Origin of the sequence: Pseudomonas sp. 37 R 15, assembly GCF_900004865.1 — a bacterium.
Lineage (GTDB): Bacteria > Pseudomonadota > Gammaproteobacteria > Pseudomonadales > Pseudomonadaceae > Aquipseudomonas > Aquipseudomonas fluorescens_AM.
On record NZ_CVTV01000020.1, the window covers coordinates 155,736 to 173,699 of the forward strand.

The 17,964-nt window shown below is 61.7% G+C and carries 15 protein-coding genes; 3 read left to right on the forward strand and 12 right to left on the reverse strand.

From position 1 onward, the window contains the following. Positions 1-99 precede the first annotated feature (99 nt). Positions 100-2,301, forward strand: a complete 2,202-nt coding sequence (locus BFQ04_RS05945) for a glycoside hydrolase (RefSeq protein ID WP_065950007.1) — start codon at positions 100-102, stop codon at positions 2,299-2,301. Positions 2,302-2,410: 109 nt separating this feature from the next. Here the strand turns inward: BFQ04_RS05945 and BFQ04_RS05950 are convergent, their stop codons facing one another. From BFQ04_RS05950 to BFQ04_RS06005, 12 genes are all read right to left on the reverse strand, one after another. After that, positions 2,411-3,037, reverse strand: a complete 627-nt coding sequence (locus tag BFQ04_RS05950) for a class I SAM-dependent methyltransferase (protein ID WP_065950008.1) — start codon at positions 3,035-3,037, stop codon at positions 2,411-2,413. A 38-nt stretch (positions 3,038-3,075) separates the two neighbouring features. After that, positions 3,076-3,720, reverse strand: a complete 645-nt coding sequence (locus BFQ04_RS05955; RefSeq protein WP_065893807.1) for a methionine ABC transporter permease — start codon at positions 3,718-3,720, stop codon at positions 3,076-3,078. Beyond that, positions 3,710-4,825, reverse strand: coding sequence for a methionine ABC transporter ATP-binding protein (locus tag BFQ04_RS05960; RefSeq protein WP_065950009.1), 1,116 nt, complete (start codon positions 4,823-4,825; stop codon positions 3,710-3,712). Before BFQ04_RS05960 ends, BFQ04_RS05955 begins: the two co-directional genes overlap by 11 nt. Then, the gene (locus tag BFQ04_RS05965; protein WP_065950010.1) at positions 4,822-5,637 is read right to left on the reverse strand and encodes a MetQ/NlpA family ABC transporter substrate-binding protein; all 816 of its coding nucleotides are present in this window, start codon (positions 5,635-5,637) and stop codon (positions 4,822-4,824) included. The genes BFQ04_RS05960 and BFQ04_RS05965 overlap by 4 nt, the downstream gene beginning before the upstream one ends. A 145-nt stretch (positions 5,638-5,782) precedes the next feature. Then, positions 5,783-7,135, reverse strand: a complete 1,353-nt coding sequence (locus tag BFQ04_RS05970) for an LLM class flavin-dependent oxidoreductase (RefSeq protein ID WP_065950011.1) — start codon at positions 7,133-7,135, stop codon at positions 5,783-5,785. After that, entirely contained in the window at positions 7,135-8,328 is a 1,194-nt protein-coding gene (locus tag BFQ04_RS05975; RefSeq protein ID WP_065950012.1) for an SfnB family sulfur acquisition oxidoreductase, read from the reverse strand. Before BFQ04_RS05975 ends, BFQ04_RS05970 begins: the two co-directional genes overlap by 1 nt. A 39-nt stretch (positions 8,329-8,367) precedes the next feature. Beyond that, positions 8,368-9,609 (reverse strand): SfnB family sulfur acquisition oxidoreductase, encoded by a 1,242-nt coding sequence (locus BFQ04_RS05980; RefSeq protein ID WP_065950013.1) that lies wholly within the window; start codon positions 9,607-9,609, stop codon positions 8,368-8,370. Positions 9,610-9,796: 187 nt separating this feature from the next. Next, positions 9,797-10,573, reverse strand: a complete 777-nt coding sequence (locus tag BFQ04_RS05985) for a hypothetical protein (protein WP_065950014.1) — start codon at positions 10,571-10,573, stop codon at positions 9,797-9,799. A 314-nt stretch (positions 10,574-10,887) separates the two neighbouring features. Then, entirely contained in the window at positions 10,888-11,634 is a 747-nt protein-coding gene (tcyN, locus tag BFQ04_RS05990; protein WP_065950015.1) for an L-cystine ABC transporter ATP-binding protein TcyN, read from the reverse strand. Between the two features lie 3 nt (positions 11,635-11,637). Continuing rightward, on the reverse strand, positions 11,638-12,303 hold the full coding sequence (gene tcyL, locus BFQ04_RS05995) for a cystine ABC transporter permease (protein ID WP_032878420.1): 666 nt from the start codon (positions 12,301-12,303) through the stop codon (positions 11,638-11,640). Further along, positions 12,303-13,097 carry a cystine ABC transporter substrate-binding protein gene (gene tcyJ, locus BFQ04_RS06000; RefSeq protein WP_065950016.1) on the reverse strand — a complete coding sequence of 265 codons (795 nt, stop codon included), beginning with the start codon at positions 13,095-13,097 and terminating at the stop codon, positions 12,303-12,305. Before tcyJ ends, tcyL begins: the two co-directional genes overlap by 1 nt. A gap of 280 nt (positions 13,098-13,377) precedes the next feature. Continuing rightward, on the reverse strand, positions 13,378-14,373 hold the full coding sequence (locus BFQ04_RS06005; RefSeq protein ID WP_065950017.1) for a D-cysteine desulfhydrase: 996 nt from the start codon (positions 14,371-14,373) through the stop codon (positions 13,378-13,380). A 166-nt stretch (positions 14,374-14,539) separates the two neighbouring features. Between BFQ04_RS06005 and epsC the strand changes: the two genes are divergently transcribed. Both epsC and betT read left to right on the forward strand, forming a co-directional pair. Further along, positions 14,540-15,460 carry a serine O-acetyltransferase EpsC gene (gene epsC / locus BFQ04_RS06010; protein WP_065950018.1) on the forward strand — a complete coding sequence of 307 codons (921 nt, stop codon included), beginning with the start codon at positions 14,540-14,542 and terminating at the stop codon, positions 15,458-15,460. A gap of 418 nt (positions 15,461-15,878) precedes the next feature. Further along, positions 15,879-17,840, forward strand: a complete 1,962-nt coding sequence (gene betT / locus BFQ04_RS06015) for a choline transporter BetT (RefSeq protein ID WP_164484677.1) — start codon at positions 15,879-15,881, stop codon at positions 17,838-17,840. The last annotated feature ends 124 nt before the right edge of the window (positions 17,841-17,964 follow it).

Below are 17,964 nucleotides of genomic sequence, written 5' to 3' on the forward strand. Positions count from 1 at the left end.
ATTGAGGCTGTGGGAAGCTTCCTAAACCGCCGCTTGCCGTCCCGGCGAGACTGCGCATGTTTTACTCTTTCGGCCTTCTTCTCATTCAGGTCGATTCCCATGCAGTGCCTGCGTCCGCTCTTTTTACTCGGCGCGCTTCTCCTCGCGCCCTCAGTCTTGGCCTCCACCGTGCTGGAAAACGCCCTGTGGCGGGTTGACCTCGACCCCGCCACCCTGGCGCTGCGCGTCACCCCCGCGGGCGAGGCCTCGGTACAAGCTTCCAGCGGTGTCACCGCGCATGCGGTCAACGCGCTGCAGGCCGACGCCGAACAGGTTTCCTGGCAGTGGGACAGCGGCGCCTATCGCCTGACGGCCCGGCTTGAGCAGCGCGAATTGACCCTGACAATCAATGCCCGTGAAGCGGGTGAGCTGGCCCTGCTGCGCCAGCCGGCCAGGGCCATGGGTCAAGGGCTGATCTGGCCGTTGGCCGAGGGGCATTACGTGCCGGCCGATAATGCCGTGTGGAAAGATTTTCTGATCGGGCGGGGCGAGCTCAATACGACCCAGGACCTCAGCTTGCCGCTATGGGGGCTGGATCACGGGCGCTTCACGCTCAACTGGCTGCTGACCAACCCCTATCACAATCGCCTCCAATGGCAAGCGGACGGCCAGGGCGTGGCGCTGTCCGTGTCCCATGAATTCACCTCGCTCGAGCCGCAGGCGCCGATGACGCTGCTGTTGCACCTGGGCGATGCCGACCCGTTGGCCGGCGCCAAACGCTATCGTCAGTGGCTGGTCGAGCAGGGCCGTTACGAGTCGCTGGCGGACAAGCTGCGGCAAACGCCGGAGGCGGTAAAATTGCTCGGTGCCAGTCACGTTTACCTCTGGGGCAACGGCTTGCTGAAGCTCGATGATGTGGTTGATTGGCCCGCGCTGATCAAACGGTTGCGCACGCATGAGCTCAGTGGGCTGATGGACAAGGAGCCTGCGCAGGTGCTCGCGCAGACACGTGCATTGAATCGCTATGAGCAAACCCTGCTGTTGCGTGGCTTCAATGCGGCCATCAACACGAAGGTTCGGCAGGCTTGGCAGGTAGAAGAGCCCGACATGAATCGCCTTGCCGCTCGCTACGGCGAGTTGCGTCGCGAGCTGGCCCTGGATTTCGCCGGGGCCTTGGGGGATCGCCCCGAAACCTGGGGTCATTCGAGCATCCAGGCCTTGCGCGACGCTGGGCTCAAGCGTCTGCTGCTGACACTGGGCGAAGGTTGGGAAGGCGGCCTGTGGCATCCCGAGGCGATTCGTGCGGGGGTGGATGCCGGTTATCTGGTGGCGCCTTATGATTCGTATGAAACGGCTTTGTCCGCAGCTGAAAACGCCGATTGGACCACTGCTCATCTGGGCGGCAAGGCCTATCGCGACTGCGCAATCGTGTTGAAAAGCGGCGCACTCAAGGTCGGCTTCCAGCAATCCGGCCACTACACCGATCCACGCTGTGTGCGACCTTTGTTGCAGACACGGGTGAAAGCGGTACAGGCCGCAGCCGGTTTCAACGCCTGGTTTCTCGACGCTTATGCCGCCGGAATGGTTTTTGACAGTTACCGCGACAGTGCGCCAATGACCCAGGCGCAAAACGCCCAAGGCAGTATCGACGCGTCGCGCTGGATCAACACCTCGCTCAAACTGCCCGCAGGCTCCGAGGACGGCAACGCCATCACCGCCCAGGGCATCCTGTTCGCCCATGGCATGCAAACACCGGTGATGGGCTGGGGGGACCGCGAGATGACCCAGGACCCACAGTCAGCCTACTACGTCGGCAACTGGTACCCGCCGGAGCAACCGGCCGTGTTCTTCAAACCGGTGCCCTTGAAAGCGTCGCTGCGCACGGTGTATCTCGATCCGACAATGCGCCTGCCGCTGTATCAGACGGTGTTCCATGGCTCGGTGATTACCACCCATCACTGGTTGTTCGACAGCCTGAAGTTAAGCAATGTGCAGGCGGAGAATGAGCTGGCCCAACTGCTCTACAACGTGCCGCCGCTGTATCACGTGAGTGCAGCAACGCTCAAGGAACGGCTGCCGGTGATTCAGCGCCAGGAGCGGTTTTTCCGCCCGCTGCATGAGCGCTTGGCGACTCAGGCGATGACTGGTTTTCGCTGGCTGACGGTGGACAAACTGTTGCAGCAAACGACGTTCGCCGATGGGACGCGGTTGGTGGCGAATTTTTCGCGCGTGCAAAAAGAAGGGTATGCCGGGCGCAGTGTGACGGCGCTGGTGGAGGGTGAGAAACCGGTGGTGTATCAGGTGGATCGACGTCGCCCTTGAGATCATCGGGGGCAAGTCGAATCGTCGCACCGCCCCTCCCACATTTGGAATGCGTTCCCCTGTGGGAGGGGGCTTGCCCCCGATAGCTTCAGCCCAGGCGATAAATCACTCAAACCTTGCGCCACACACTGGCCAACCAAGGCTGCTGCTCCCTTGGCAAACCCGCCGGTCGATAGTAATGCTCCAGCTCTTCAAACCCGGCCTCAACCAGCAACCCCCGCCATGCCTCCAGATCGTGATAAGACCCATACCGCGGCCCGTTCCAACCTTCCCGGTTGTCACCCCGAGGATTGGAGCTGAACAGCACGCCGCCAGGTTTCAACGTTCCATGCAGCTCTTTGAGCACCCGTGGCAATTCCTGCCTGGGTATGTGAAACAGCACCGCATTGGCGAAGATCCCGTCAAAGCGCTCGGCAGGCAGGTCCAGTTTCAGGAAGTCTTGCTGCAACACCTCGCAACCGCTGTCTTCGCGCGCCATCTGCGCAAACCGCTCGGAACCGTCGAGCCCCACGGCGATATGCCCCATGCGTGTAAACGTCTGCAAATCCCGCCCCGGCCCGCAGCCGAAATCCAGCACGGTAAACGGCGCCGCGCCCTGGATATGCCGCAGCAGCGCATCGATGTTCTGGCTCACATCGTGATCGCGGGTGCCTTCACGGAAGTCTTCGGCCACGTTGTTGTAATGGCCGAGGGTGGTGGCGGTGATCTGGTTGAGGTCGTCGGGCTTGAGGGTCATGACAGGCAATACCGGGCGCTGAAATGCCCGACTATACCTCACCGCTTGTTCAGTACCCGCGCCAACCGATCCCCGCCCAGTTGAATCACCGCCACCAGCACCACCAACAGCACAATCACCGTCAGCATGATCTGCGTATCGAAACGCTGGTAGCCATAGCGGTACGCAATGTCGCCCAAGCCACCGGCGCCAATCGCACCGGCCATGGCCGATGAGTTGATCATGGTCACCAGGGTGATGGTGAACCCGCCGACGATCCCCGGCAGCGCTTCCGGCAACAGCACGTGCCAGATGATGTGCCAGCGGCGGCAACCCATGGCCTGCGCCGCTTCGATCAGTCCATGGTCGACCTCGCGCAGGCTGACTTCGGCGATACGCGCAAAGAATGGCGTGGCTGCAATGGTCAGCGGGACGACTGCCGCCCACACGCCATAGGTGGTGCCCACGATCAGGCGGGTGAACGGGATCAGCGCCACCATCAGGATCAGAAAGGGAATTGAGCGGAACAGATTGACGAAGGCGCCCAGCACCCGATTCAGCGTCGGCGCCTGGTAGATGCCGCCTTTGTCGCTGGTGACGAGAAACACGGCCAGCGGAATCCCCACCAGCAGGGCGATCAACGACGACACGCCCACCATCAATAACGTGTCGATGGCGCCCTGTACTAAACGATCAAACCACATGGCCCAGCACCTCCACCTGTTGCGCCCAGTTCGCGGCGCGGTTGCGCAGTTCTTCGGCGCTGTGCGGCGATCCATTCACCGCCAGCAGTAATTGCCCCAGGGCATGGCCCTGGATGCGTTCCACCCCGCCTTGGAGCAAGCGCACGCGGCCGCCGAGGGCCTTGAACAGGGCGGCCAGGTCGGGCTCATCGGCGTCGCTGCCGGTGAACTGCAAGCGCAGCACCAGCGCGGCGTCGGCCGATGGGGAAGTGGGTTGCAGGCGGCTTTGCAATTCAGGCGGTAGCCCGTGTTGCAAGGGGGCGAGCAGGGTTTTGCTGACGTCATGCTGCGGATTGCCGAACACGTGCCACACCGGGCCTTGCTCGACGATACGCCCGTGTTCCAGCACCACCACGCGGTCGCAGATGTCGCGGATCACCGCCATCTCATGGGTGATCAACACGATGGTCAGGCCCAGGCGCTGGTTGATCTCGCGCAGCAGGCCGAGGATCGATTGGGTGGTCTCCGGGTCCAGGGCCGATGTGGCCTCGTCGCACAGCAGAATTTCGGGGTCGTGCACCAGCGAACGGGCGATGCCCACGCGCTGTTTCTGCCCCCCGGAAAGCTGCGCCGGATACGCTGTGTGCTTGTCCTGCAAACCCACCAGTTCCAGCAGCTCGCGCACCTTTTGTTCACGCTGCGGCTTGGGCACGCCGGCGACCCTGAGGGGCAGCTCGACGTTCTGCCACACGGTCTTGGCCGACATCAGGTTGAAGTGCTGGAAGATCATGCCGATGCGTCGGCGCAGTACGACCAGGCGGTCCTCGTCGAAGCCGCCGATATCCACCTGATCGATCAGCACCCGCCCGCTGCTGGGTTGTTCCAGGCGATTGATGGTGCGAATCAGCGACGACTTGCCGGCGCCGCTGCGGCCAATGATGCCGAACACTTCGCCACGCTGGATCGCCAGGTCGATGCCGTGCAAGGCATGCACCGTGCCGTCATAGGTTTTACCCAGGTTGATGAACCGCACGTGGGCACGGTGCAAATCCGCATGCAGTTCGGTCTGCCAGGCGTCCCTGGGCGGTGTGTCCAGGTCGCGCAGTCGGGCATTGGTCGCGGTCATTTTTTAGCTTCCCAGCCGACTTGGTAAAGCGTACCGAGGGATTTATCCAGGGCGGCGCGTACCACTGGCGAGTGCTGGTAGATGTCGACGAACTTGATCAGCCGTGGGTCGGTTTTGCTCTTGGGCTGAATCACGAACTGGATCACGTATTCCGGGTGGTCCAGGCCGTCGAACAGCAGCGCCGATTGCGCATCGAAGGTCTTGGACAGGCGGATATACGCGGGGTAGCCCTGCACCAGGTCGGCGTCGTCATAGGCGCGCACCAGTTGCACGGCTTCCACTTGCAGAATTTTGATTTTTTTCGGATTGCTGACGATGTCTTCTTCGGTGGCCTTGTAGCCCACGCCCGGCTTGAGGCTGATCAGCCCGGCCTTGGCCAGCAGCTGCAGGCCGCGACCGCTGTTGATCGGGTCGTTGGCGATGGCCACGCTGGCGCCTTCGGGCAGGTCGTTGAAGCTTTTGTACTTTTTCGAATACAGCCCGACGTTGTTGATGATGCCCGGCGCGTAAGGCACCAGGTCAAACCCGGCAGCGGCCTTGGCGTTTTCCAGGAACGGAATGTGCTGGAAGTAGTTCACGTCGATATCGCCGGCGGCGAGGCTGACGTTGGGGGCGATCCAGTCGGTGAACTCCACCAGCTCGACGTTCAGGCCTTGTTTGCCGGCCTCTTCAACGGCCGCTTCCAGCGGGATGGCGAAGGCGGCGGTGGTGCCGACTTTCAACGGCGCATCGGCGGCGAATACGGCTGTGCTGAATAATCCGAAGGCCAGGGCCAGTGCTTTGACTGGGTGGGTGAGCAGTATTTTTTTCATCATCAATTTCCAGTCATAAGGTATTAGGACAAACAATGCAGATCCCATGTGGGAGGGGGCTTGCCCCCGATAGCGGTGTGTCAGCGAACCAATCCGGTGACTGATTCACCGCCATCGGGGGCACGCCCCCTCCCATATTTTTGGTTCAGTGTCGGTAGGTCGAGCCGGTGTGTTGTTCGGGTAAGCGAGCGGTGCCGTGGAAGACTTTTTCGCGCAGCGTGCCCTGCTCATACTCAGTCTTGTACGAGCCGCGTCGTTGTAATTCCGGTATCACCCAGTCGATGAAATCCACGTAGCTTTCCGGCGTGACGATGCGCGTCAGGTTGAACCCATCAAGCCCGGTTTCGCTGATCCAGGATTCCAGCTCATCCGCAACCTGCTCAGGCGAGCCCACCAGCGTGATATAGCGCCCGCCGAGGGCGTGCTGCTCCAGCAATTTGCGCCGGGTCCAGTCGTTGTTCTGCAGGTTTCTGGTGGCCGACTGGATCGCATTGCTCTTCACATACTGGATCGGCTCGTCCAGTTCGTACTCGGAAAAATCGATTGCCGTGGACGCCGCAAAGTGCGCCACGCCGGCCTCGGCGCTGGCATGGCTGAGGTACTCGGCGTGCTTGGCCCAGGCCAGTTCTTCGGTCGCACCGACGATGACGTTGAGGCCCATGAACACTTTGATGTCATGCGGATTACGCCCGGCCGCCACTGCGCTGGCACGCACCTTGTCCACCTGGATCCTGGTCGAGGCCTTGTTCTGCCCGCTGATGAATACGCACTCGGCATGACGTCCGGCGAACTGCAGGCCACGGTCCGAACTGCCGGCCTGGAACAGCACCGGCGTGCGCTGCGGCGAGGGTTCGCACAGGTGATAACCCTGGACCTGGTAGAACTCGCCGTGATGCTCGACCTTGTGCACCTTGGCTGGCTGCGCATACACCCGCGCCTTGGGATCGTTGACGACCGCGTCATCTTCCCAGCTGCCTTCCCAGAGTTTGTACAGCACCTGCAGGTATTCATCGGCCTGGTCGTAGCGGCGATCATGCTCGACTTGTTCGTTCAGGCCCATGGCCTTGGCGGCGCTGTCGAGGTAGCCGGTGACGATGTTCCAGCCCACTCGGCCGCGGCTCAGGTGGTCGAGGGTGGACATGCGCCGGGCGAACAGATAGGGCGGCTCGTAGGTCAGGTTGGCGGTGAGGCCGAAGCCGAGGTTGCGGGTGACGGCCGCCATGGCCGAGACCAGCAGGAGCGGGTCGTTGACCGGCAACTGGATCGATTCCCTGAGCGGCACGTCGACAGACTTCTGGTACACGTCATACACGCCGACGATATCGGCGATAAACAAGCCGTCGAACAGCCCGCGCTCCAGGGTTTGCGCCAATTCGGTCCAATACTCGAGGGTCTTGTACTGGGTGGACGTGTCCCGTGGGTGGGTCCATAAGCCGTGGTTGATGTGCCCGATGCAGTTCATGTTGAACGCATTGAGCAGGATCTTTTTCTTGCTCATCAGATCGTCCCCCGCAGCGGCGGGTTTTCGGCGTTGAGGTAGTAATTGCCCACGGCGTGATATTTCCAGCGCACCGGGTCGTGCAGGGTGTGAACCCGTGCGTTGCGCCAGTGGCGGTCCAGCCCGTGCTCGGCCAGGGTCGCCTGGCTGCCGGCCAGTTCGAACAGCGTGCTGCCGGCGGCGAGGGAGATTTCGGTGCTCAGGGCGCGCACTTCGGCGACGGCGATGGAGGCGGCCGCGACGGTCTGGGCCGTGCTGTCGGCCTGGGCGCGATCAAGGAATTCGCCCGAGCGCTCCAGCAACGCCTCGGCGGCGTGCAGGCGGATACTCAGGTGGCCGAAGCTTTTCAAGGTCAACGGGTCATCGGTGGCCTTGTCGCTGCCTGAGTCGATCCAGGGGCGGGTCTTGGTGCGCACAAAATGCAGCGCATCTTCGAAGGCGGCGCGGGCGATGCCGGTGTCGATGGCGGCGTGAAGAATCTGCGCCAGGGGGCCGACGGTGGTCGGGCGTTCGAAGGCGCTCTGGAACGGGATCACGTCCCGGGCGTCCACCCAGACGTTGTCGAACACCACAGAACCGCTGCCGGTGGTGCGCTGGCCAAAGCCGCTCCAGTCGTCGATCACCGTCAGGCCGGCGCTGTCGCGGGGCACGAAGGCCAGTTGCTGGACACCGTGTTCATCCACCACCGACGTGGGGATGCGCTGGGCATAGATCGCGCCGGTGGCGTAGAACTTGCGCCCGCTGATGCGAAAACCCTCGCCGTCGCGGCTGAGGCGGGTGACGCGGTCGTGGGCGGTCTTGGTGCCCAGTTCCGCCAAGGCGTTGCCATAGCGCTGGCCGGCCAGCACTTCTGCGTACAGGCGCTGCTGTTGTTCGGGGTTGCCGTTGACGCGCAGCACTTCAAGGGCATAGAAATGGTTTTGCGGAATCTGGCCCAGGGAGGCGTCGGCCTGGGCAATCAGCGCAATGACCTTGGCCAGGGTGACGTTGGACACGCCGGCACCGCCGTAGGCCTTGGGCACGCTGATGCCCCACAGGCCGGAGCGGGAAAAGACATCCAGCTCGGGCAACGGCAGGCGGCGTTCGCGGTCGCGTTGGGCGCTGTCGCGGCGCAGGTCTTCGGCCAGGTCGCTGGCGACAATAAGGGCTTGTTCATCGCTGGTAATGACCGCGACGTGATTGGAAAGCGTCATGTGTTCTCCAGAAGCTCGTGGAAAAAGTGTTCTGGGCGGTCAGATCCAGGAATGTCGAGCCGGCAACGTGCCGTTCAAGCGGTACGCACCGATGGCGTGATACTTCCAGCGCACCGGGTCATGCAGCGTGTGGACCCGCGCATTGCGCCAGTGCCGGTCAAGGTTGAATTCGGCGAGGGTGGCGCGGCTGCCGGCCAACTCGAAGAGCTTTTCGCTGACCAGCAATGACACCTCGGTGGTGAGGACCTTGGCCTCGGCGACTGCGATCGACGCGCGCGCGGCGGACTGCGCGGTGATCGGTGCGGCGCTGACCTGGTCCAGTACCTGGCCGGCCTTGCGCAGCAGCGCCTGCGCGGCATGCAGCTCAATCTTCAACTTGCCGATATCGGCGATGACATACAGGTCGTCGCTGGCCCGTTCGACCTTGGCATCGATCCAGGGGCGTGAACGTTCACGGACAAAGGCGATGGTGTCTTCCAGGGCGCCCTGGGCGATGCCGGCGTCGATGGCGGCCTGGATCAGTTGCGATACGGCACCCTGGATATTCGGGCTTTCGCCCAGGCGCCAGTTGTCCACCACCCACTGCGCGTCCACCGGTACCCGGTCGAGCAGTACGGTGCCGCTGGCGGTGGTGCGTTGGCCAAAGCCCGACCAGTCATCCACGATGCGCAGCCCCTCGCTGCCACGGCGCACAAACGCCATGACTTGCTTGCCGTCCTCATTGAGGGCCTTGATGGCCACCCAATGGGCGAACAGAGCGCCGGTGGAGTAGAACTTCTGGCCGCTGACCACATAGCCGTCGCCCTCGGCGGTGATCCGTGCCTTGAGTTCCAGGGTGTTTTTCGTGCCGCGTTCCGGGCCGCCATTGCCGATGCGCCAACCCTCAAGCACGCTTTGGAACAGGTGTTTTTTCTGGCGCTCGCTGGCGGTGCTCTGCAGCAGGTGCAGGATGCCGAAATGGTTCTGCGGGATTTGCCCGAGAGCCGGGTCGGCCGCGCTGATGATGGCGAAGACCTCGGCCAGGGTCACGAACGAAACCTGTGGACCGCCGTATTCTCGAGGAATGGAAATACTGCCCAACCCGCTGCGGGTGAACTGTTCGATCTGCGCCCATGGCAATTGCCGTTGCTGGTCGCGCCTGGCGGCTTGCAGGCGCGCGGCGTCAGCCAGTTCATGGGCGGCGCTCAACGCCTGGGCGTCGTTGCGCAGCACGGTGGCCGGCAACAACAGTGGTGCCACGTCCAGATCACTCTGGGGGGGTGTTAGAGCCAAATTAGACATCAGCGCCGCTCCTTGGCTGCACGTAATGCCCTGGCGTTATGCACCGGGGTAATTCTGACCATACCGACCTCGCATTCAATGAAATGAAAACAGAAAATTCAGGAATGTCCGGTGGTCCGGTGCATATACCCTAAGCGTGTTTATTTTTTAAATAAACTAACTTTTAGGAATATGCATAGAAGGGTCGTCACCCCGGTTCGCAGGGGGAGCCGAACGGGCGAGGTTGATACGTGGCCTTGGCCGCGTCCGAGCCCATGGGAATCCAGGCGGCAATGCGCAAGGTACGGGCCGGTGCCCAGCGCGAATTGTTACCGACGCGATCCAGGATGCAGTACGTCACCTCCAGGCGGCAGTCGTCACCGCCTTCGATAATGACCGCCGAAGGCACCCAGACCTGAACGGGCATGCCCACGCTCCCGGCCTGGATTTTCGGCAGATCCATGCGTACGTCACCCCAGCGCAGCGTGATGGCGTCGCCGCTGGCCATGTTCGCGTAAGGCTCGATGGACAGCGGAATACCGCGTTGCACCTGGCGACTGTTGACGCCGTGGCGGCGGATGGTCTCGGGCAGGCTGACGGGTGCCAGGTTCTGGTTCTCGTCGCTGTACAGATTCGACGGCTGCCCGCCAGGGTAGTTGGTCTTGACCCGTACCTGGGTGGTGGCAGAGCGCGCGGGGCCGTGACCGATCTGCATGATCTGGTAGTGAACCCGGGCCGGGCCATCCTGTACAAAGCTTTCCGGCACCCGCAGGTGGGTCGGGGTACCGATTTTGCCGGCCGTCACCCGGCGTGAAGCGGCAAAGCAGTTGTTCCAGAACAGCTCGATCAGGTCGCCTTCCTCCATGCCGGGGTAAGGTGCGATGTCGACCTGCAGTTGAGCGGCCGCGTGGGCACTGATGCCGTTTCGAACGGCCTGGGGCAGGGTGGGTGCGGTCAGCATGGCCGGGATAGTAGTGTGCGTCATATGTGATCTCCTTGATGCAGCCAGCAGCAATCGTTCCGGGCCTTGGGCGCGGGTGCGCAAAGGGGCCGAAAGAACGATTCAGTGAGTAGCCGGGATAGGATCCAATCCTCTGGACGCTAGATAAGAGGGTTGCGCCGGGGGCGTCAATGGCGGCAAAGGGCTAAACGGCGGGTTGGAGTAGATTCAGAAGGGTCTGACTGGAAGGGGTATTGCAGGAGGGGCCTGGCAGAGTGTTTTACAAGCAGCAGCGGCGATTCTTTGTAGGAACCGCTTCTGTGGCGAGCGAGCGTGTGCGCCGGCCACAGAAGACCGATTCAATGGGCGAGAAATTTGCTCAGGAACTGCCGGGTGCGCTCTTCCCTGGGGTTGGCGAACAGCGCCTTGGCTTCACCCTGCTCAACGATCACGCCCTTGTCGAAAAAGATCACGCGGTTGGCTACATCCCGGGCAAAGCTCATCTCGTGGGTGACGATCACCATGGTGCGGTTTTCTTCGGCCAGGCTGCGGATGGTCGCCAGCACTTCACCGACCAGTTCCGGGTCGAGGGCCGAGGTGGGTTCGTCGAACAGAATCACCTCAGGCTCCATGGCCAGGGCCCGAGCGATCGCCACACGCTGTTGCTGGCCGCCGGACAAGCGCCGTGGATAAGCCGCCTCCTTGCCTGCCAGGCCGACCTTGGCCAGTAACTTGCGACCCAGATCGGTCGCCGCGTCGCGTGGCATCTTCTTGACCACGATCGGACCTTCGATGACGTTTTCGAGTGCGGTGCGGTGGGGGAACAGGTTGAAGTTCTGGAATACAAAACCCACGTGCTGGCGCAGACGTCGCACCAGGCTTTGTTGCTGGTTGAGCGGCTTGTTGCTGTCGATTTCGATATCGCCCACCTTGATACGGCCGCTGGTGGGTTCTTCGAGAAAATTCAGGCAGCGCAGGAAGGTGGTCTTGCCGGAGCCGCTGGGACCGATAATGGCCACGACTTCGCCGGCCTTGACCTCAAGGTCGATGCCGTTGAGCACCACCTGACCGTTGAATTTTTTGGTCAGTTTTTCAACCACGATCATGCTTCAAGACTCCAGGTCATGCCGGTTGACCCGGTCTTCCAGACGATTTTGCAGATGCGCCAGGATGCTCGCCAGGATCCAGTAGATCAGGGCGGCGGACAGATACATGGTGAAAATTTCGAAGGTGCGCGCCGAGACCAGTTGGGCCTGCCGGAACAGCTCGGGCACCTGGATGGTGGCGGCCAGCGCCGTGTCCTTGACCAGCGAAATAAAACTGTTGCCCAGCGGCGGCAGTGCGGTGCGCATTGCCTGCGGCAGGATGGCGCGGCGCAATGTCTGCGCGCGGGTCATGCCGATACTCGCGGCGGCTTCCCACTGGCCCCGCTCGATGGACGCGATGGCGGCCCGCAGGATTTCACAGGCGTAGGCGGCCATGTTCAGCGAAAAGCCGATCATGGCGGCCGGGATCGGGTCCAGCTCGATACCCACTTGCGGCAAGCCGTAGTAGATCAGGAACAACTGCACCAGCAAGGGCGTGCCGCGAAAGAACGACACGTAGACCCGCGCCGTCCAACTCAGCAGCTTGAAGCGCGACAGGCGCATCAATGCCAGGCCGAAACCCAGCAGCAGGCCGAAGAACATCCCGCCCAGGCTGAGGATCACCGTGTAATACGCGCCCTTGAGCAGAAAGGGCGCGGAGTCCAGTGCGAGTTGCAAACCTGCTTCCATTATTGAGTGACGTCAGCGTTGAAGTACTTCTCGGACAGCTTCTTCAAGGTGCCGTCGGCGCGCAGCTTGTCGAGGGCCTTGTTCACCGCGTCGAGCAGCTCGGGTTCGCCTTTGCGCAGGGCAATACCCGATTCCTGGCGAGAGAAGGCCTCGCCCGCAGCGGCGGTGTCCTTGGCTTTCTTGGCGTATTCCAGAGCGGCCAGGCGGTCGATCAGGATCGCGTCGATGCGGCCGATGCGCAGGTCCTGGAATTTGGTCGGGTCGTCGTTGTAGGTCTTGATGATGGCTTTGGGTTGGTTGTCCTTGAGCCATTGTTCGTAGTTGGTGCCCAGGCCCACACCGACTTTCTTGTCGGCCAGGTCGCCGGCGGTCTTGATGGTGTCGACGTTCTTCTCAAGGGTCAGCGCCTGGATACCGGAGATGGTGTAGGGCTTGGAGAAGTCATACTTCTTTTTGCGCTCTTCGGAGATCGTCACCTGGTTGACTACGGCGTCCAGGCGCTTGGAATCGAGGGCGGCGAGGATGCCGTCCCATGGCGTGGCCTGCAGCTTGACCTTGACGCCCAGCTCCTTGGCCAGCGCCTCGGACAGCTCCACCTCGAAGCCGCTGAGCTTGCCGCTTTCATCGACAAAGCTGAACGGTGGATAGGTGCCTTCCAGGCCGATCTTGATCTCGCCGGCTTTCTTGATGGCATCCAGTTGTTCGCCGGCAATCGCCTGGCCGAGCATGCCTGCGCCGAGCGCCAGACCCAATGTGCCGACCAGCAATGTGCGACGCAATACAGAAATAGTCATGAAGAGCCCCTATGGTTTTTTATGGTGAGCGAAGCCGGTGACGCAGTAGCCGTATCCTGCCTTAAAGCGAGAACCGCGTCTTCGCCTGCGGCGCGATGATAAGGTGGGTTTTTAAGACTTGAAAATAATAAAAATACAACTTCATATTCTATTTTTGAATATGCAAGAGGTCCGATGTGGGAGGGGGCTTGCCCCCGATGGCGCAGTGTCAGTCAATTCATCTGTGCCTGACCCACCGCTATCGGGGGCAAGCCCCCTCCCACAGTCAGTCCGCATTCAGTCAGCTGAATGCTGAGTCATAGGCAAACAGCGCCGGTGCCCCGCCCGTATGCAGGAAAATAATCGGACCGTCCCCGAACCGCTGACGCCCGATGCCGTCCAGCAAGCCTGCCATGGCCTTGCCGGTGTAGACCGGGTCGAGCAACAGACCTTCCTGGCTGGCCAAAAGTTTGATCGCCGACAACGTGCCCGCGTTCGGTTCGCCATAACGCGGGCCGAAGTATTCGTCCCACAGGATCACTTTGAATGCCTCGGGCACCGCCACGCCGAGCAGCTCGGCGGTACGCTCGGCCAGGCCCTGGACTTTCGGGCGCTGGGCTTCGTCGGTGCGCGACACGGTGACGCCAATCACTGGCAGGTTCGGCAGCGCTTCGCTCAGCGCCAGCGCAAGGCCGCTGTGAGTGCCTGCGCTGCCGGAGGCCAGTACCACCGCCGCACAGTCGAGGCCGCTGTCTTCGATCTGCGCTGCCAGCTCCAGGCCTGCACGCACATAACCCAGCGCGCCGAGGGCATTCGAGCCGCCGATAGGCACCAGATAGGGCTTCTTGCCGTTGCTGCGCAGGCGGTCGGCGAGGGCGTTGAGCTGGTCGTCGGCATTATCGAGGTTCTCGACCCGCTCCACCTTGGCGTCGAACAGTTCGAGCAACAGACGGTTACCGTTGCCCAGGTAGTTGGGGTCGTCAGTGCCGGTAGGGTTTTCCAGCAGGGCGACGCAGCCCAGGCCGAGCCTGGCGGCCAGTGCGGCGGTCTGGCGCACATGGTTGGACTGGATAGCGCCGGCGGTAACCAGGGTGTCGGCGCCCTGGGCGATGGCGTCGGCGGCCAGGTATTCAAGTTTGCGCAATTTGTTGCCACCCATGGCCAGCGGGGTGGTGTCATCGCGCTTGACGTAGATGTCCCTGCCCAACCAGGCCGACAGCCGCTCGAGTTTTTCCAGGGCGGTGACGCCGCCCAACAGGTCCAGACGGTTAAAGCGGTCAAGTTGTTGACTGATCATGGCTACGCACGGTGGCTGAGTAATCGGACGACTATAGGCAGGCACTTTTCATCGGGCAACGGCAAATCGCTTATGTCGGAAGGTTCTTAGCCTCATACCATTGGTTCTTAAGGGTTGCCGGGGCGCATACCGTAAAGTGATGGCCATTTCGTCAGGAGTGAATACCGTGAGTGAGCGTTCCAGCCATTGGCAATTGCAGACCATCGTCAGCCAACTGCGCAGCGCCCGGGACCAGTGGCGAACGCGCAACGGTCGCTTGAGCGGCGAGCATGGTGGTCGCGAATTACCGTCCCGCGAGGCCGTGGCGCAGATTCTCGAAGCGTTGTGCGGTGCACTGTTCCCGATGCGGCTGGGCCCGGTGGACCTGCGCGAAGAAAGTGAAGACTTTTACGTCGGGCATACCCTTGACGTCGCCCTCAACGCTCTGCTTGCCCAGGCCCGGCTGGAGCTGCGCTACGCCGCGCGTCAGGGCGGCCAGGATGACAGCCAGGTCGACGCCCATGCCATTCGCCTGATCCAGGATTTCGCCCTGGCATTGCCTGCCTTGCGCAGCCTGCTGGACACCGACGTACTGGCCGCCTACCACGGTGACCCGGCCGCGCGCAGCGTGGATGAGGTGCTGCTGTGCTACCCCGGCATCCTGGCGGTGATTCACCACCGCCTGGCACACCACCTGTACCGCGCCGGTTTGCCGTTGTTGGCGCGGATCAGCGCGGAAATCGCCCACTCGGCTACGGGAATCGATATCCACCCCGGCGCGCAGATCGGCCCGAGTTTCTTTATCGACCACGGGACCGGTGTAGTGATTGGCGAGACGGCGATCATTGGTGAGCGGGTGCGCATCTACCAGGCCGTGACGCTGGGTGCCAAGCGCTTCCCGGCGGATGAGGATGGGCAGTTGCAAAAAGGACACCCGCGTCATCCTATTGTTGAGGATGACGTGGTGATTTACGCCGGCGCCACAATCCTGGGGCGGATTACCATCGGCAAGGGTTCGACCATCGGCGGCAACGTATGGCTGACCCGCAACGTGCCGGCGGGGGCAAATATTACCCAGGCGAATTTGCAGCACGATGATGGGGCGTAGAAGTAAAGCGTCTGCACAAATCCCCTGTGGGAGGGGGCTTGCCCCGATTATGGTGTGTCAGCTACAGATAAGTTGACTGATCCACCGCTATCGGGGGCAAGCCTCCTCCCACATTTTGATTGCATTCCAGATTCCTACCGGATTTCTCCCTGCTAGCGCTGAACGATTTCCGATCTCCACCCGTCATACCAGTCCTTGAGCTAGTGTAAGAATTGTCTACCACTCAGCCCCGAAATTAGTCCCAGACCGCCCATTCATGTTTAACTTGAACGTTCGTTCAAGTTAAACCGGTGGTTCGCTGCCCGCTCACAACAGGAGGCTTACCTTTGCTGAGTCCGTTATTGACAGCCACATTTCACACCTCGGGGGTGCATCGTTCATGAGTGCATCGTCCACCCCACCCAGCGGTCTGGTGCGCATGAATGCGCCCGTTTTCTACTTCGCCGCCACGGCCATTCTGCTGTTCGGCATCACTGTCATCGCTATCCCGCAACAGGCCGGTGCCTGGCTGCTGGCGGCGCAAAACTGGGCGGCCAATACGGTCGGCTGGTACTACATGCTGGCGATGACCCTGTATCTGGTCTTCGTGGTGGTCACCGCGCTATCGGGCTACGGCAAGATAAAACTCGGTGCCGACCACGACGAGCCCGAATTCAGTTACCTGTCCTGGGCCGGCATGCTGTTTGCCGCCGGGATCAGCATCACGCTGTTTTTCTTTTGTGTGTCCGAACCGCTGACTCACCTGGTGCAACCGCCCCAGGGCGAGGCGATGAACGCCGATGCGGCGCGCCAGGCCATGCAGATCCTGTTCCTGCACTGGGGCCTGCACGGCTGGGGCGTGTTCGCGTTTGTCGGCATGGCCCTGGCATATTTCGCCTACCGGCATAACCTGCCGCTGGCATTGCGCTCGGCGTTGTACCCGTTGATCGGCAAGCGCATCAATGGCCCGATCGGTTACGCGGTGGATGGCTTTGGCATCATTGCCACGGTGTTCGGCCTGGGCGCCGACATGGGCTTTGGCGTGCTGCACCTCAACTCCGGCCTGGATTACCTGTTCGGCATCGCCCATACGCAGTGGATCCAGGTGGGCTTGATCACCTTGATGATGGGCGCAGCGATCATCGTTGCGGTGGCCGGTGTCGACAAGGGTGTGCGGGTGATGTCCGACATCAACATGCTGCTGGCCTGCGCGCTGCTGCTGTTCGTGTTGTTTGCCGGGCCCACCCAGCACCTGCTCAATACCTTGATCCAGAACATCGGCGACTACCTCGGTGCGCTGCCGACCAAGAGTTTCGACGTATACGCCTACGACAAACCCAGTGACTGGCTGGGCGGTTGGACGGTGTTCTACTGGGCCTGGTGGATCGCATGGTCGCCGTTCGTGGGCCTGTTCATCGCGCGGATTTCCCGTGGTCGCACCATCCGCGAATTCGTGTTTGGCGTGCTGCTGATCCCGCTGGGTTTCACCCTGGCGTGGATGTCGATCTTCGGTAACAGCGCCATCGACCAGGTGCTCAACCATGGCATGACCGCCTTGGGCCAGTCGGCCATTGATGAACCGTCGATGAGCCTGTACCTGCTGCTGGAAACCTACCCGTGGAGTAAAACCGTGATTGCGGTCACGGTGTTTATCAGTTTTGTGTTCTTCGTGACCTCGGCGGACTCAGGCACGGTGGTGCTGTCGACCCTGTCCTCCAAAGGCGGCAACGCCGATGAAGACGGGCCGAAATGGCTGCGCGTGTTCTGGGGCGCGATGACCGCCCTGGTCACCAGCGCCTTGCTGTTTGCCGGCAGTATCGATTCGTTGAAATCAGCGGTCGTGCTGACCTCGCTGCCATTCTCGCTGATCCTGTTGCTGATGATGTGGGGGCTGCACAAGGCGTTCTATCTCGAATCGCAAAAGCAGATCGCCCAGTTGCATTCGCTGGCGCCGATTTCAGCGTCGCGCAAAGGCCGTGGCGGCTGGCGACAGCGTTTGAGCCAGGCCGTGCACTTCCCCTCGCGGGACGAGGTGTACCGCTTCCTCGAGTCGACGGTGCGCCCGGCGATCGAAGAAGTGACGGCTGTGTTTGTCGAGAAGGGCCTGAACGTGGTCACCCAGCCGGACCCGGCCAACGACAGCGTCAGCCTGGAAATCGGCCATGGCGAGGAGCATCCGTTCATCTACCAGGTGCAGATGCGTGGCTATTTCACGCCGTCGTTCGCCCGTGGCGGCATGGGTTCCAAAGAGATCAACAACCGCCGTTACTATCGCGCCGAAGTGCACCTGCGTGAGGGCAGCCAGGATTACGACCTGGTGGGCTACACCAAGGAGCAGATCATCAACGACATTCTCGACCAGTACGAGCGGCACCTGCAGTTCCTGCATCTGGTGCGCTGATTCGGCTGAGCAAATGTAGGCAATAGCGTTCCTCTCAAGCAGGTCTTTGCTGTAAAAGGGAAAGGCAGACTTAAGCGATTAAGCGGGTTGAAAGGCCTGGGAATAACCTTATTCCCAGGCCTTA